This is a genomic window from Ruegeria sp. AK4 (genome assembly GCF_056541025.1).
The window spans coordinates 1-13,517 of sequence record NZ_JBQFXS010000008.1; the positions used below are offsets into that span (position 1 = coordinate 1).

Annotated in this window: 16 protein-coding genes; 10 read left to right on the forward strand and 6 right to left on the reverse strand. The window is 59.4% G+C overall.

Annotated features, from left to right (window positions below; translation table 11 throughout):
• On the forward strand, positions 1 to 585 hold a 585-nt coding region (locus tag ACR0EZ_RS15145; protein ID WP_480614491.1), incomplete at its 5' end, for a hypothetical protein.
• Positions 586 to 596: 11 nt separating this feature from the next.
• On the opposite strand, the gene ACR0EZ_RS15150 is transcribed toward ACR0EZ_RS15145, so the two are convergent.
• The 3 genes from ACR0EZ_RS15150 to ACR0EZ_RS15160 form a co-directional block, all read right to left on the reverse strand.
• Positions 597 to 1,331 (reverse strand): tyrosine-type recombinase/integrase, encoded by a 735-nt coding sequence (locus ACR0EZ_RS15150; protein WP_480614493.1) that lies wholly within the window; start codon positions 1,329 to 1,331, stop codon positions 597 to 599.
• 138 nt (positions 1,332 to 1,469) lie between these two features.
• Positions 1,470 to 1,751: an integrase arm-type DNA-binding domain-containing protein gene (locus ACR0EZ_RS15155; RefSeq protein ID WP_480614496.1), complete on the reverse strand. Its 282-nt coding sequence runs from the start codon at positions 1,749 to 1,751 to the stop codon at positions 1,470 to 1,472.
• A gap of 219 nt (positions 1,752 to 1,970) precedes the next feature.
• On the reverse strand, positions 1,971 to 3,242 hold the full coding sequence (locus ACR0EZ_RS15160) for an MFS transporter (RefSeq protein WP_480614499.1): 1,272 nt from the start codon (positions 3,240 to 3,242) through the stop codon (positions 1,971 to 1,973).
• A gap of 288 nt (positions 3,243 to 3,530) precedes the next feature.
• Here ACR0EZ_RS15160 and ACR0EZ_RS15165 point away from each other — a divergent pair, with 288 nt between their 5' ends.
• The 3 genes from ACR0EZ_RS15165 (at position 3,531) to ACR0EZ_RS15175 (ending at position 5,469) form a co-directional block, all read left to right on the forward strand.
• Positions 3,531 to 4,604, forward strand: a complete 1,074-nt coding sequence (locus ACR0EZ_RS15165; RefSeq protein ID WP_480614952.1) for an anhydro-N-acetylmuramic acid kinase — start codon at positions 3,531 to 3,533, stop codon at positions 4,602 to 4,604.
• 102 nt (positions 4,605 to 4,706) lie between these two features.
• Positions 4,707 to 4,994, forward strand: a complete 288-nt coding sequence (locus tag ACR0EZ_RS15170) for a hypothetical protein (protein ID WP_480614502.1) — start codon at positions 4,707 to 4,709, stop codon at positions 4,992 to 4,994.
• 10 nt (positions 4,995 to 5,004) lie between these two features.
• Positions 5,005 to 5,469 carry a hypothetical protein gene (locus ACR0EZ_RS15175; protein WP_480614505.1) on the forward strand — a complete coding sequence of 155 codons (465 nt, stop codon included), beginning with the start codon at positions 5,005 to 5,007 and terminating at the stop codon, positions 5,467 to 5,469.
• An 8-nt stretch (positions 5,470 to 5,477) separates the two neighbouring features.
• Here the strand turns inward: ACR0EZ_RS15175 and ACR0EZ_RS15180 are convergent, their stop codons facing one another.
• Together ACR0EZ_RS15180 and ACR0EZ_RS15185 are read right to left on the reverse strand one after the other, a co-directional pair.
• Positions 5,478 to 6,368, reverse strand: a complete 891-nt coding sequence (locus ACR0EZ_RS15180) for a fatty acid desaturase (protein WP_480614507.1) — start codon at positions 6,366 to 6,368, stop codon at positions 5,478 to 5,480.
• A gap of 3 nt (positions 6,369 to 6,371) precedes the next feature.
• Complete coding sequence (locus ACR0EZ_RS15185; RefSeq protein WP_480614510.1) at positions 6,372 to 6,791, reverse strand: cupin domain-containing protein; 420 nt, start codon at positions 6,789 to 6,791, stop codon at positions 6,372 to 6,374.
• A gap of 84 nt (positions 6,792 to 6,875) precedes the next feature.
• On the opposite strand from ACR0EZ_RS15185, the gene ACR0EZ_RS15190 reads away from it, so the two are divergent.
• Positions 6,876 to 8,294: a protein adenylyltransferase SelO gene (locus ACR0EZ_RS15190; RefSeq protein ID WP_480614954.1), complete on the forward strand. Its 1,419-nt coding sequence runs from the start codon at positions 6,876 to 6,878 to the stop codon at positions 8,292 to 8,294.
• Here the strand turns inward: ACR0EZ_RS15190 and ACR0EZ_RS15195 are convergent.
• Positions 8,270 to 9,187 carry an adenylate/guanylate cyclase domain-containing protein gene (locus ACR0EZ_RS15195; protein ID WP_480614513.1) on the reverse strand — a complete coding sequence of 306 codons (918 nt, stop codon included), beginning with the start codon at positions 9,185 to 9,187 and terminating at the stop codon, positions 8,270 to 8,272. The genes ACR0EZ_RS15190 and ACR0EZ_RS15195 overlap by 25 nt on opposite strands.
• Positions 9,188 to 9,375: 188 nt before the next feature.
• Between ACR0EZ_RS15195 and ACR0EZ_RS15200 the strand changes: the two genes are divergently transcribed.
• From ACR0EZ_RS15200 to ACR0EZ_RS15220, 5 genes are all read left to right on the forward strand, one after another.
• Positions 9,376 to 10,080, forward strand: coding sequence for an endonuclease/exonuclease/phosphatase family protein (locus ACR0EZ_RS15200; RefSeq protein WP_480614516.1), 705 nt, complete (start codon positions 9,376 to 9,378; stop codon positions 10,078 to 10,080).
• Between the two features lie 86 nt (positions 10,081 to 10,166).
• On the forward strand, positions 10,167 to 10,580 hold the full coding sequence (locus ACR0EZ_RS15205; RefSeq protein WP_480614519.1) for a Fur family transcriptional regulator: 414 nt from the start codon (positions 10,167 to 10,169) through the stop codon (positions 10,578 to 10,580).
• Between the two features lie 135 nt (positions 10,581 to 10,715).
• Complete coding sequence (locus tag ACR0EZ_RS15210) at positions 10,716 to 11,597, forward strand: DMT family transporter (RefSeq protein ID WP_480614522.1); 882 nt, start codon at positions 10,716 to 10,718, stop codon at positions 11,595 to 11,597.
• A gap of 123 nt (positions 11,598 to 11,720) precedes the next feature.
• Positions 11,721 to 12,998: a phosphopyruvate hydratase gene (gene eno / locus ACR0EZ_RS15215; protein WP_480614525.1), complete on the forward strand. Its 1,278-nt coding sequence runs from the start codon at positions 11,721 to 11,723 to the stop codon at positions 12,996 to 12,998.
• A gap of 347 nt (positions 12,999 to 13,345) precedes the next feature.
• On the forward strand, positions 13,346 to 13,516 hold the full coding sequence (locus ACR0EZ_RS15220) for a hypothetical protein (protein WP_480614527.1): 171 nt from the start codon (positions 13,346 to 13,348) through the stop codon (positions 13,514 to 13,516).
• Position 13,517: the final 1 nt, after the last annotated feature.

Sequence of the window (13,517 nt, forward strand, 5' to 3'; positions counted from 1 at the left end):
TCATCCAACCAATATAGATCGCTCATATCACCGCTCGATTTTCGACCGGTGAATCACGCCGACATACAGAAATCAATGGGTCCTGACCCTAAGCGAGGGTACCTAGTGGGTGAGCTGGTGGAACTAGTGGATCGTCGCTCAATACAAACGACATCTTCGGCCCAAACTAAGCCCTTCACGTCTAACTTTTTGCAAAATTTACTCAGGGCTTTGAGCAAACCAACCATAGGCATTCCAAATTTTCTGACAGCGGCATGTGCCATTACTATGGGCATAGGTTGGTTGGTGCCCTGGTATTTGTGGTTTCCAGTATGTGCGATTCTTTGGGTATTCGCATGGCTGTTTGTTCGTGCGCGGGATCGGGCATATATGTTCCGAAGTTTGCTAAAATTATGGGCATTGACGGGCTTAGGCTTAATAGCGTTACGCCAGATGATTTCCTTTGCCGTTGACTCAGGTTGGCTTAGGGTGGAGTTCGGTGATTTCGACATAAAGTTTCTGTCAGTGTATATTCTGATTGGGATTCTCACTGGCGCAATGGCCTTTAAGGAGACTGAAAATTCCAATGCAACCGGATTCAACTAGACCAATTCAAGTTAGTCTTTGAGGTTCTTTTGTTGTTGTTTGCCAACTCCAAAACCTATCCTTTGCGTAGCTTCCCTTGTCTGCGCCTCGGTACTGATGGCGTAGTGTTTCATTAGTATTGAAGCGTCCTTGTGTCCGGACACTTGTTGAACCACGTGAACAGGAAACCCTTGTGACAAAAGGTTTGAGATAACCGCCTTTCTGAGTTGATGAACGCCGAAGCCTTTAACTTTGGCTTTGCGCCCCTGAACTTTTCCAAAGTCTGAAAGCCAATTGTGGTGCGCCATTGGAAAAATCGGGCCTTTACCCCCACGAAGATAGGATAGGGCCTCACGAGCCAGATCATTCAGCCACACAACGTGTTCTGTTCGTTGCTTTCGAATTTCTGCTGGAAAGACAATTGAATCTTTTTGGATATTTTCCCAACGAAGCTTCATAATCTCTGATCCCCGTTGTCCCGTAGCAGCACACAAAAGGAGGGCGCAAACCTTGTGTTTGTTGCTGTGTTCCCTTGCTACGTTCAGAACTTTCGAAATTTGGTCGTTGTCAACCAATAGCCTCTTGGGCTGCATAGTAATAGGTTCGATTGTTAGGGTTCTGTCTTTGGTGCACCACTCATTGATGAGTGCAATCTTGTATATCGCCTTAAGCAGCCTTCTCACATGAAACGCGGTTCCCTTTCTTTCTGTCGCAATCGCAACCACGAGATCGGCTAGGCGGTACAAAGGCACCTGATCAAGCAGCATTGCCCTCAAGTCAGTTGGGACGCATCTCCAAGCTTGATCAATCTGTTGAAGGAACGATGTTGACTTGCCTTCTTGTGACTTCTTGCGTTGGTAGTACTCAAAGGCTTGAGCCAGTGTCAGATGTATTTCGTTTTTGACCTATTTGTTTTCTTCTTGCTCACGCCTCAGCTTGTCCAATGCTTTGATTGCCAGAGAACAAGACATGTTAGGCCATTCGCCCAACTTGCGTCTTAGAACTTTCTTCGTTCTTGGGTTCCACAGCCGTGCATAAAATACCTTGGACCCGCTACACCTGACTCGGATGGTCAAACCTCTGGTGTAAGTTTTGGTGTAAGTCAGCTCCCCTTTTTCGGGTAAGGGAATATTGCGAAGCGTTTTCTCGGTGATCTTGCCGAGCTTAAGTTTTTTCGAGTGTTCCATGGAGATTCAGCCCTTTTTTCAATGAGCTGAAAGACTCAAGGCACGATTTGACCCCCAGGAGCGAAGCGAACGACCGTGCCAAATCGTATCATCGTGGCGATGAAATCCGATTTGGGGTGGTAGGTCATATCGTGCCCTTTGGGTTAATGTTGCGCGGCAACGTATAGGGCCGTGCAATGCCAAGTAAAAGGTGCATTTGCCCGTTTTAACGTGCAGAGCTCAGCTTTTGGTCGGCGGCAGGCGGAAGGCAAACACCATCGCAATCAGGTTCAACGCCGCCAGCACGAAGATCGGCGTGACCGGGTCGTGCAGATGTGCCACGGCCCCCAGAACTGCTGCAAAGGCGATGCCGACCAGGCCGGCGGTGACATCCCCGAGGGCGACGAGATAGGGGCGCTCGTTCTCGTTGGTCATTTCGATGACATACAGGTAGCGACCATAGATTACGCCGTTGCCGCCCAGCGACAACAGCAGGATCACCGCCGCATACAGCCAGACGTTCTGCGCATAGCCCATAAAGGTGAATGCCAGCGCCAACACCGCCGACAGGGTCGAGATCAGGCATCCCAGCCACATCACCGGCTTCACGGAAATCCGCCCGCTGAGCCAGCCCCAGATGATCGAGCCGATCACGACGCCTGCGCTGGCTCCGATCACGAAGTAGCTCAGCGAGTGCTTCGTGCCCACGTGATAGGTGGCGGCGTGGATGGTGTAGAAGGGCATTGCAAGTTCGACCGATACGAACAGCAGCCGGGTGAACAGGAACTTGCGGTACCAGGGATAGCCCATGCCGGTCTTGAAGCCTGTCGCCAGTTCGGCCAGCGGTTTGGGTTTGGCGGCGGCAGCAGGGTTGGGCGGCTGGTCTTCCTCGAAGATGCGCACACCGGCAAAGCTGATCCCGGCGGCGAACATGGCGACAACGCCGCACCACATGACGACGATATGACGCTGCATGGGTTCTTCCGAAACCAGAAGGTCTTTCGTCACCCAGACAACGACAATCGCCAAAGTGCCCGAGATGGTGGCCTGCGCAAACACCATCCGGTTGCGCTTGGCATCCGGCACCGAGACGCCATAAATCTGGCTGGTGCCGAGACTGGACAGCCCCTGACACAGGCCCATGATGGCCGCCGTGGTCAGGAAAAGAAGAACGACCAAAACCTGCGGCAGGTTGGTCGCAAAAAGCGCCACGATGGACAGGATCACCCCGGTCAGGATGTTGGGTATGTAGACGGCCAGCTTCGCCCGCGTGACACGGTTGATGAAGGGTGAAACAAAAATCTCGGCAATCAGGCGGGCACCGGTCACGCAAGGCAGCAGCAGACCCGCGATAAACGTAGGCGCACCCAGGGCGAGGTACAGGAACGGCAGCACCAGACGCGGGTTGACCAGTTGCGACCCGATGGTCGATAGCGCCCCCGACCAGAAGATCAACTGGTAGTTCCGGTTTTCAACCGTTCGCGTTTGCTTTGACGTCTCGGGTTGTCCCATTCTTTCTCTTCGCACGACTGTATTGGTGTCCCGCTTTCCCTCAATGCTGGCTCAGATATCGATTTTCTGCAATGGGATTGGGGCTTTGGTGTTGATCCCGGGGCGCAGGCGGCGAAAAAAGCGGAAGGATGCGGCGCAAGGCCCTTGCCATGGGCCGCGGATAGGTTGCAGTTTGATCGGGTCGCAACCCAAGGGTGTAAAGCCCCTGCGAAAATCCACATCACCAAGCAGGAGAGAGGCGTGGGCCTGGCCATCAAGACGAACAAGGCGATCCGGGCGCTGGGCGCGATGTCGGGGACTTCGCTGGACGGGGTGGATACCGCCGTGGTGGAAACCGACGGGCACCGGATATTCGGGTTCGGCGAAAGCGGCTATCGCGCCTATTCTGAGGCCGAGCGTGCCCAACTGCGCGCCGCGCTTGGACAGTGGAGCGGGCCGCAGGTCGATGCGGCGGCGGAACTGGTGACGCTGGCCCATGCCGAGGCGCTGTCGGAATTCGAAGATGTCGACCTGATCGGCTTTCACGGCCAGACCCTTGCGCATGAGCCGCGCGGGCGGGGGACACTGCAGGTGGGCGATGGCTTTGGTCTGGCGCAGGCGCTGGGCCTGCCGGTGGTCTGGGACTTTCGCAGCGACGATGTGAAAATGGGGGGCGAGGGCGCGCCGCTTGCGCCGTTCTTCCATTTTGCCTGCGCCAAGTGGATCGGGGCAGAGGAACCCTTGTGCTTTCTGAACCTCGGCGGTGTCGGCAACCTGACCTATGTGGACCCGTCCTTTGACGGGCCCGAGATGCCGGGGGCACTGCTGGCTTTCGACACCGGCCCAGCCAATGCGCCGGTCGATGATCTGATGCAGGTGCGGCTGGGCCTGCCGATGGATCGCGACGGTGCGGTTGCGCGCGGAGGGACGGTCGAGACCGGCGCGCTGGAACTGTTCCTGGCCGAGCCGTTCTTTGCCCGCATGCCGCCGAAGTCGCTGGACCGCAACGACTTTGCCGAGATGATCGGGCTGGTGCAGGAACTCAGCGATGCCGATGCTGTCGCCACGCTGACCGGCATGTGTGCCGCCGGGGTGGTGCAGGGGATGGAGCATTGCCCCAAGCCGCCCGCGCGGCTGCTGGTGACAGGCGGCGGGCGTCATAACCCGGTGCTGATGGAGATGCTGCGGGCCGCGTTGGACTGCCCGGTCGAACCGGTCGAGACGGTTGGTCTGGACGGCGACATGCTGGAAGCCCAAGCCTTTGCCTATCTCGCTGTGCGCGTGGCGCGCGGGCTGCCGACCTCGTGCCCCGGAACGACTGGTGTGCGGGCTTTAGTGGGCGGCGGGGTTGTCAGCGCAGTGTCGATGGATCGCGCTGTCTGAACCGCTTTGCAGGAACCGCCACAGAACAGCAGTTCAAAAAACCGCAATGATGTGCAAGGGTTAGGGCGCGGTCTGATCCGGGCATATTGAAGGTGGGTATTGATGGCGACCAAGGCGGAACTGGAAGCTGAGCTGAACGCGCTTCGCGCGCGCAACGCGACGTTGGAGGCAAAGGCTGAGGAACCTCCGAGGCCCGAAGCCTCGCCGCCTTTGAAAACGGCGGACGAGATTCGGAAACTGTTGGAAGAGCACGGCATAGACCTAAAAAAGGCCGAAGCGCTGGGCGAGGATGTGGTCGAAGAATTCGGCAGGCTGCAGAAGCAGTACCCGATCACCGCTTTGCTGATTGCCTTTACCCTTGGATATGTCGTTGGCCGCGCGCGCAGTTAGGATACGGGACATGAACAGACTCAGCAAAAACCTGACAACGATCTATCGCACCGAACGCCTGATCACGCGCCGCCGTTTTGCCGTCATGCAACAGCAGACCATTCTGATGGTCCTGGCGGGAATCTCGGCCCTTGCAGGTCTGGTTCTGTTGGATGTCGCGCTGTTCTTTATGCTGAAAACATGGATGTCCTCGGGGGCCTCCGCCGCTGTTCTGTCGCTGGCCAACCTGCTGCTGGCCGTGCTGCTTGTGCTGTTTGCAAAACGCACGAATGTCGAGGATGAGATCGCCCCGGCGGTCGAGGTTCGCGACATGGCCATCGCCGATATCGAGGATGAGCTGGAAGAACTGGCGGTTGAGGCACGTGAGGTTGTTCAGGCGGTCAAAAGCATCGGTGCGAACCCTCTGGGGTCTCTGCCGGCCCTGTTGGTTCCGCTTCTGACCGCGATTCTGCGTGCGAAAGAGCGTAAGGAATAACGCGGGTCTCAGGTCTTCAAGGTGCGCGCGTAGTCGGCCGCAAATTCGGTATAGCCGTCCGAAGTGGATTTCAGATGCGCCTGCGTCCAGCCATGGAAGGCGGGCAGTTGGTGGAACGGCACGTTAGGGAACGCATGGTGTTCCGCATGATAGGGCATATTCCACGCCACGAACCGAACGATCCGGTTGGTGAAGGTGGTGCGCGAGTTTTCCAGCATGTTGGCGACGGGCGGGCACAGCCCGTGCTCTGCCAGCAGGTAGAGGCGCAGAAAGGGCTGGCCGATCAGCACGGGCAGCAGCCACAGCCAGAACAAGACGGACGTATAAAACAGGCTGAGCGCTGCGAGGGCATAGAGCGCCAGAAGAACCCGCGCCTCGGCCCGGATGGCGCGATGCTGGCGGGCGGGCAGGTAGGGCGCGTCAATCTTTCCGGCGGCGTTGCGCAGAAGGGTCTGCGCCATGCCGGACCAGTAAGGCCATCCGCTGAGGTAAACGATCAGGCTGCGCCAACTGTCGGGGCGCGGTTTGCCGTCCAACTCGGGGTCTTTCTGCGGATGATTGGTCCATTTGTGATGCGCCAGATGGAAATACCGGAACCACGTAAAGGGCAGGGCGATGGGCACCGAGACCAGATGCCCAACCGTGTCATTCAGCCATTCGGTTCTGAACGGCGTCTTGTGGGTGCATTCGTGGCTGAGCGTGAACAGGAAGACGAACAAAATCCCCTGCGGCAGGATCAGCAGCGGCCACAGCGGGATTTGCGCGGCGATCCCGGTGCTGGTCACGGCGAGCGCCCCGAAATACAGCGCCAGATGCTTCAGACCTGCTGCATCGGACCGTTTTTGCAGACGATCTTTTGCTTCGGGCGGAATTGCGGCGATCAGGGCGCGGTGATCCATCTTTTAACCCTTCGGGATATCGAAATCCGGGGCGGCCAGTTCGAAGCCTTCGAACTCAAACCCCGGTGAGACGGTGCAGCTTACCAGAGTATAGTCGCCGGTACTATGCGCAGCCTGCCAATGACCTTTGGGCACGATCACTTGCGGCGCGCCTTGGGACAGGTCGGGCGTCAGCAGGTGGTCGCTGGCAGGCCCTGTGTCGGATTCGCTCAGCGACAGGACCAACGGCGCACCAGCGTGATACAACCAAATCTCGGTCGCATCGACCCGATGCCAATGGCTGTTTTCTTCGGCCTTGAGCAGGAAATAGATACAGGTCCCGGTGGCGCGGCCCGGATTGTCGGCGCGCCAGGTCTCTTTGAACCAGCCACCTTCGGGGTGTTGTTGCAGGTTCAGGTGGTCGATGATCTGGTCAGCGGTCATGGGGGCCTCGTGGTTCAGGGCGATTATGCACGCAAGCGCGCGATCCGCTATGGCAATCATGCGCAGGGGGCATATGTTTGCGACATGACCCTGACGATCCCTTTTGATAACTCCTACGCCCGCCTGCCGGACGGGTTCTTTGCACGGCAAGCCCCTGTTCCGGTGCGCGCGCCGCAGATGATCGCGTTCAATGACGACCTCGCGCGGCTGTTGCGGGTCTCGCCCGGTGACGTGCAGGAAATGGCCGAGGCCTTTGCCGGGAACACCCTGCCCGAAGGGGCCGAGCCGCTGGCGCAGCTCTATTCCGGGCATCAATTCGGTCACTATAACCCGCAGCTTGGCGACGGACGCGCCGTTTTGTTGGGCGAGACCATCGGGACCGACGGTATCCGCCGTGACATTCAGCTTAAAGGTTCCGGCCCCACGCCGTTCTCGCGGCAAGGGGACGGGCGGGCCTGGCTGGGGCCGGTTCTGAGGGAATACGTAGTGTCCGAGGCCACGCATGCGCTGGGCATCCCGACCACCCGCGCACTGGCCGCCGTTGAAACGGGTGAGGTGGTTCTGCGCGAAGGCCCGATGCCCGGCGCGGTTCTGACCCGTGTGGCGCAAAGCCACCTGCGTGTGGGCACGTTTCAGGTCTTCGCGGCGCGCGGGCAGTTGGACAGCTTGCGGCGCCTGACCGACTACGCCATCGCCCGCCATTACCCCGAGGCCAAAGGCCCGATGGGTCTGCTGCGTGCGGTGCGGGATGCGCAGGCGCGGCTGATCGCCGGGTGGATGAGCGTTGGCTTTATTCACGGGGTGATGAACACCGACAATTGCTCGATTGCCGGGGAAACCATCGACTATGGGCCTTGTGCCTTTATGGACAGCTACCATCCCAATACGGTCTACAGTTCGATCGACCAGATGGGGCGCTATGCCTATTCCAACCAGCCGGACATCGCCGTATGGAACCTCGCCCAACTGGCGACAGCGCTGATCCAGCAATACGAGGATAAAGAGGCCGCAGTCGAGGAAGCCACCGAGGTCATCCACGCGATGCCAGACCTGCTGCAGCAGAACTGGCTGATACGGTTCCGCGCGAAGATCGGTCTTTCAGCGCCCGAAGATGGCGACCTTGCGATGATCTCGGACCTGCTGACCCGCATGGCGCAGAATCAGGCCGATTTCACCAATACGTTCCGGGCGCTGGGCGGCGGCAAAGCGCGGGACCAGTTCACCGATCCCGGCGCTTTTGACAGCTGGTCAGAGGGCTGGCAGGCCCGGCTTCAGCGCGAGGCTGACCCGCACCGGGTCATGGCCTTAGCCAACCCGGCCTACATCCCGCGCAATCACCGGATCGAACAGATGATCACCGCTGCTGTCACCGGCGACTACGGACCGTTCCACCGATTGAACACGGTGCTCGCGAACCCTTACGAGGATCAACCGGACCAGACCGACCTGACGCGGCCCCCGGCGGCGAATGAGGTGGTTCAGGCGACGTTCTGCGGAACCTGAGGGCGGCCGATTATGTCGAACCGCAGGCAGGCCTCGGACTGTTCGATGGGCAGGGTGGGCGAAATCAAGCCGCCGCCGGTCAGCATGATCGTTTCGCGTTTCAACTGAATTTCCTGCCCGCCTTCCGATTTGACATAGGTGCCCGAGGTGCTGCGATCCGTCAGAAACAGCTTGCCATTTTTCATGCTCAGAACGGCGTGCAGCCTTGAAACCCATGGCTGCGGCAACACCACGTCGCAGTCGGACGACCTGCCCAGTTTGAACTCACCATCGCCCCGGCACCGCCAGGCCCGATCCTTGTAGCTGAGAATCAAAGTCAGGGTATCCCCGGTCTGCAGGTTGCTTTCGGTCCTGCCGAAATCCAGCGGCAGGCGGGTTTGCGTTGACGGGTCCAGTACAGAGTTGACCAGCGAATATGCCGTAACCGGCTCGCTCAGCCCTTTCAGGGTGAGCCCGCCGAGCGGTTTGAGAAGCTGCCGAAGTTTCGGAGACAGCATCGAGGCCACATCGTCGCTGATACAGGCCTCGCGCGGGTTGGCGGCGGTGGACAGGCGGGCGGTGACGTTGACGGCCTCGCCATAGATACCCCGCTCGGCAACAACGATCGGCCCGCTATGCACACCAACATGAACGGACACCGGCGCTTCGACCGGGCGCTCGATCATCTGCAGGGTCGCATAGACCGCCGCATCCGGGTCGTCGAAATAGCTGAGGACATCGTCGCCTTTCTGGCCAACCGGTATGCCGCCGAACTCCAGCATGACCGTCCGCAGCCGGTCGATTTCAAGCTGAAGCAGCCGCTGCGCCTCATCATCGCCCACCGCCTTGTACAGCGGTGTGCTTCCCGAAATATCGGCGATGACCATCGTCGCGAACCTGGAATTAACGTCCAACCCTGCATCCCCTTTTTTTGGTGCAGTTTAACGGTGCATACCGATCTGTACATGGTTTTATGTCGTTTCTGTGTGCATAGGGTGAAGTTCCCGATGCGCGGTCATCGAAAAGGCAAAGTGTTGCAAAATCCGGTTGCGTATGGCGTCGAGTTTGGCACCCTTGCACTTGATTGTTAAACCGGATGCCCATGACCAGTTCCCGCACCCTGCGCCTTGCCAGCTACAATATCCAGAAATGCGTCGGGTTGGATTTCCGCCGTCAGCCGCAGCGCATCCTGCAGGTGCTGGACAAGATGCAGGCCGACATCGTGGTGCTGCAGGAGGCCGACAAACGCCTGCCGCCCCGGCCAGCGGCACTGCCGCATTTCATGCTGGATGAGGCCGGGTGGCAGATCGTCGATCTGGGCGGCGCGGGCAGTCTGGGGTGGCACGGCAACGCGGTGATCTGGCGGGGCGAGGGGATCTCGGTGCGTCAGACGGCGCATCACGACCTGCCGGGGCTGGAGCCGCGTGGTGCGGTGCGGGTCGAATTTGACACTCAGATCGGGCCGTTGCGGGTGATGGGGCTGCATCTCGGGCTGATCCCGGCGTCGCGGCGCCAGCAGATTTCGCATCTCAGGCGGTGCGATTCGGCTCTGGACAGGATGCCGACGGTCTGGGCCGGCGATTTCAACGAATGGTCGCGCCAGCCGGTGCTGGACAACCTTGCGCCCGAGATGCGGTTTTTGCCACCGAAACCCAGCTTTCCGGCGGCGCAGCCATTGGGCGCGCTGGACCGGATCGCGCTGGGTCAGGGGGTCGAGGCCCTGGCCCATGGCGTACACGAAGACCGCCCGGCGCATATCGCCTCGGACCATCTTCCGGTCTGGGCGGATTTGCGGCGCAGCGCCTGAATCCCGCCCGGTTTGAACCGAATCCCTGTGGCGCTGGACGCGCAGACATACTAAGACAGAAACCCGAGTAGTTCCTGAGGGGCATCATGACGGATTCGATCATCGCGCGTTGCGAAGCCAAAGGGCTGCGCATGACAGGCCAGCGGCGGACCATTGCGCAGGTTCTGGAGCAGAGCGAGGACCATCCCGATGTCGAAGAACTGTACGGGCGCGCCTCGGCCATGGATTCGGGAATTTCGATTGCTACCGTATACCGCACGGTGAAACTGTTCGAAGAGGCCGGGATTCTCGAACGTCTGGAGTTCGGCGACGGGCGCGCACGCTATGAAGATGCCGAGCGGGATCACCATGACCATCTGATCGACATGCAGTCGGGCAAGGTGATCGAATTTGTCGACCCCGAGATCGAAGCGCTGCAGGAAAAGATTGCGGAAAAGCTGGGCTATCAGCTGAAAGGCCACCGGCTTGAACTGTACGGGGTACCGCTCAAGCGGGACTGACCCATAACGGCCCCGGATCGCCGGGATCACAGGAAATCATCCATTTCGGCCGGATAATACTTGCCACAGACCCCATGCCTGGGGTGTTGTGCCGGCAAGGCGGGAATTCATCCGCCGTTTTTTGTGGACCACGACATGAACAACGTTAACGGCATCCTGCTGGTCATTGCCGCAATGGCCGCTTTCACGATCGAGGACGTCTTTGTCAAAGAACTGTCGGTCACGGTATCGACGGGGCAGATCCTGCTGGTGCTGGGGCTGGTCACGATGTGCATCTTCCTGACCATGTCGCTTGTCACCCGCAAACGCATTTTCTCGGCCCGTGCCTGGGGTCCGTTGCCGTTGTTTCGTACAGTAGCCGAGGCGACCGCCTCGGTGGCTTTCGTCACGTCCCTGTCTCTGGTCGATCTGTCCACCGTTGCGGCGGTGTTTCAGGCCATGCCGCTGGTGGCCACGACGGGCGCGGCCCTGTTTCTGGGCGAGCAGGTCGGCTGGCGCCGCTGGAGCGCCATCGGTGTCGGCTTTGTCGGCGTACTGATGATCATCCGCCCGGGGCTCGAGGCATTTGACGCGGATACGCTCTATGTCGTTGTCGCCGTTGTCGCCGTGGCGGCGCGCGACCTGATCACCCGCAAGATTGACCACAGCGTCGCCTCGTCTGTGGTGGCGATGCAGGCCTATCTGGCGCTGGCTGTTGTGGGCGCGGGTCTGATGATCACGACACCGGGCTCGGTCTCGCCGCTGTTGCCGGGGCACCTGTGGCTTTATGCCGGGGCGCTGTCGTTCGGGGTGTTTGGCTATTACGGTATCATCCTGGCGATGCGGGTGGGCGAGGCTTCGGTCGTGATCCCGTTCCGGTACACGCGGCTGCTGTTTTCGATCATCGCCGGGATGATGGTGTTCGGCGAACGGCCCGATCTTCTGACCTTTGCGGGATCGGCGCTGATCATCGGATCGGGCATGTACACCTTTATCCGCGAACGCAGGCTGGCGCGCGAATTGACCGTTACGGTCTGACGGATCGTCGCAGGTTGGCGCAAACACCGGCCTCTGTCGTTGTTAGCGATAACGGAAATGGTTTACTTTTTACCCGGTAATGCTATGAGGCGTGCAACCAAGTCAGCCACAGGGACGGGCCTCATGAGCACGATCATCGACATCCATGCACGCGAAATTCTGGATAGCCGGGGCAACCCCACCGTCGAGGTGGATGTCATTCTGGAAGACGGCACCATGGGCCGCGCCGCCGTTCCCTCGGGTGCTTCGACCGGGGCCTATGAGGCGGTGGAAAAGCGCGATGGCGACAAGGCGCGCTATCTGGGCAAGGGCGTGCTTGAGGCCGTCGCAGCCGTGAACGGCGAGATTGCCGAGGAACTGGTGGGCTTTGACGCGACCGAGCAGGTGGCCATCGATCAGGCGATGATCGAGCTGGACGGAACCGAGAACAAGGGCCGTCTTGGCGCCAACGCCATTCTGGGCGTTTCGCTGGCCACCGCCAAGGCGGCGGCGGATTTCACCACGCAGCCGCTGTATCGCTATGTCGGCGGCACTTCGGCCCGGGTGCTGCCGGTGCCGATGATGAACATCATCAATGGTGGTGAACACGCCGACAACCCGATCGACATTCAGGAATTCATGATCATGCCGACCTCGGCCGCGAATATCCGCGAGGCGGTGCGCATGGGCTCCGAGGTATTCCACACGCTGAAAAAAGAACTGTCCGCCGCCGGTCTGGCGACCGGTGTGGGCGACGAGGGCGGCTTTGCCCCCAACATCGCCAGTACCCGCGAGGCGCTGGATTTCATCCTGAAGTCCATCGAAAAAGCAGGCTACAAACCGGGTGAAGAAATCCACCTGGCTCTGGATTGCGCGGCCACCGAGTATTTCAAGGACGGCAAATACGTTCTGGCTGGTGAGGGCATCACCCTGACCTCGGAAGAAAACGCAGCCTATCTGGCCGCTTTGGTCAACGACTATCCGATCATCTCGATCGAAGACGGCATGTCCGAGGATGACTGGGACGGCTGGAAGGCGCTGACCGACGCCATCGGCGGACAGGTGCAACTGGTGGGCGACGACCTGTTCGTGACCAACCCGGAACGTCTGGCCGAAGGCATCGAGCGCGGCTGCGCCAACTCGATGTTGGTCAAGGTGAACCAGATCGGATCGCTGACCGAAACCCTGCGCGCCGTCGATATGGCCCACCGCGCGCGGTACACCAACGTCATGTCCCACCGCTCGGGCGAGACCGAGGATGCCACCATCGCCGATCTGGCCGTGGCGACCAATTGCGGTCAGATCAAAACCGGTTCACTGGCGCGGTCGGACCGGTTGGCCAAGTACAACCAGCTGATCCGCATCGAGGAGTCGCTGGGCGAGGTCGCCGAATACGCCGGGGCTTCGATCCTGAAGCGCTGAGTGGTGCTGTGGTCCCCGGACTAGTCGGCGGACCAAGTTGGAATCCAGAACGCCGGATCGCTGCAAAGCGGCCCGGCGTTTGTTTTGGGCGGGCCGGGAAAATACGCTCACGCTTTGCGGGAAGTTTTCGCGGTCCTGTCACTTCTGGGGGAATTTTTGCGCGGAAATCGCAGTGCCCGCGAGGAAGAGGTAAAAATAAATTGTTTCCGTTAGCCTTTGTTTTTCAGCCGAAAATCGCGAATAACCCTTGCAGCAGAAGATTTTATCTAACTTTTGTGTGAACTTTTACCTATTAGCGAAAGCGCACTGTTTCCTATCCTGACTGTATTACAGAAAAGGGGAACAACATGACTGGTTCGAAATTCATTCTCGTAGCATCAGTTATCGCCACTGTTTTTCTGGCGGCATGCTCCGCACCCGGCACGTACCCGATCAGCGGACAACAGGTGTCGGCGGACGATCCCGTCCATGAAATGAGCTATAATCAGTCGATGATTTTCCGTGGGGAATCCCGCTGAT

Coding starts and splice junctions, on each gene's coding strand:
- ACR0EZ_RS15210 (WP_480614522.1), top strand. CDS start 10,716: ATGAACAACGTTAACGGCATCCTGCTGGTCATTGCCGCAATGGCCGCT.
- ACR0EZ_RS15170 (WP_480614502.1), top strand. CDS start 4,707: ATGGCGACCAAGGCGGAACTGGAAGCTGAGCTGAACGCGCTTCGCGCG.
- ACR0EZ_RS15185 (WP_480614510.1), bottom strand. CDS start 6,791: ATGACCGCTGACCAGATCATCGACCACCTGAACCTGCAACAACACCCC.
- ACR0EZ_RS15200 (WP_480614516.1), top strand. CDS start 9,376: ATGACCAGTTCCCGCACCCTGCGCCTTGCCAGCTACAATATCCAGAAA.
- ACR0EZ_RS15180 (WP_480614507.1), bottom strand. CDS start 6,368: ATGGATCACCGCGCCCTGATCGCCGCAATTCCGCCCGAAGCAAAAGAT.
- eno (WP_480614525.1), top strand. CDS start 11,721: ATGAGCACGATCATCGACATCCATGCACGCGAAATTCTGGATAGCCGG.
- ACR0EZ_RS15165 (WP_480614952.1), top strand. CDS start 3,531: ATGTCGGGGACTTCGCTGGACGGGGTGGATACCGCCGTGGTGGAAACC.
- ACR0EZ_RS15155 (WP_480614496.1), bottom strand. CDS start 1,751: ATGGAACACTCGAAAAAACTTAAGCTCGGCAAGATCACCGAGAAAACG.
- ACR0EZ_RS15220 (WP_480614527.1), top strand. CDS start 13,346: ATGACTGGTTCGAAATTCATTCTCGTAGCATCAGTTATCGCCACTGTT.
- ACR0EZ_RS15150 (WP_480614493.1), bottom strand. CDS start 1,331: ATGCTGCTTGATCAGGTGCCTTTGTACCGCCTAGCCGATCTCGTGGTT.
- ACR0EZ_RS15190 (WP_480614954.1), top strand. CDS start 6,876: ATGACCCTGACGATCCCTTTTGATAACTCCTACGCCCGCCTGCCGGAC.
- ACR0EZ_RS15175 (WP_480614505.1), top strand. CDS start 5,005: ATGAACAGACTCAGCAAAAACCTGACAACGATCTATCGCACCGAACGC.
- ACR0EZ_RS15160 (WP_480614499.1), bottom strand. CDS start 3,242: ATGGGACAACCCGAGACGTCAAAGCAAACGCGAACGGTTGAAAACCGG.
- ACR0EZ_RS15205 (WP_480614519.1), top strand. CDS start 10,167: ATGACGGATTCGATCATCGCGCGTTGCGAAGCCAAAGGGCTGCGCATG.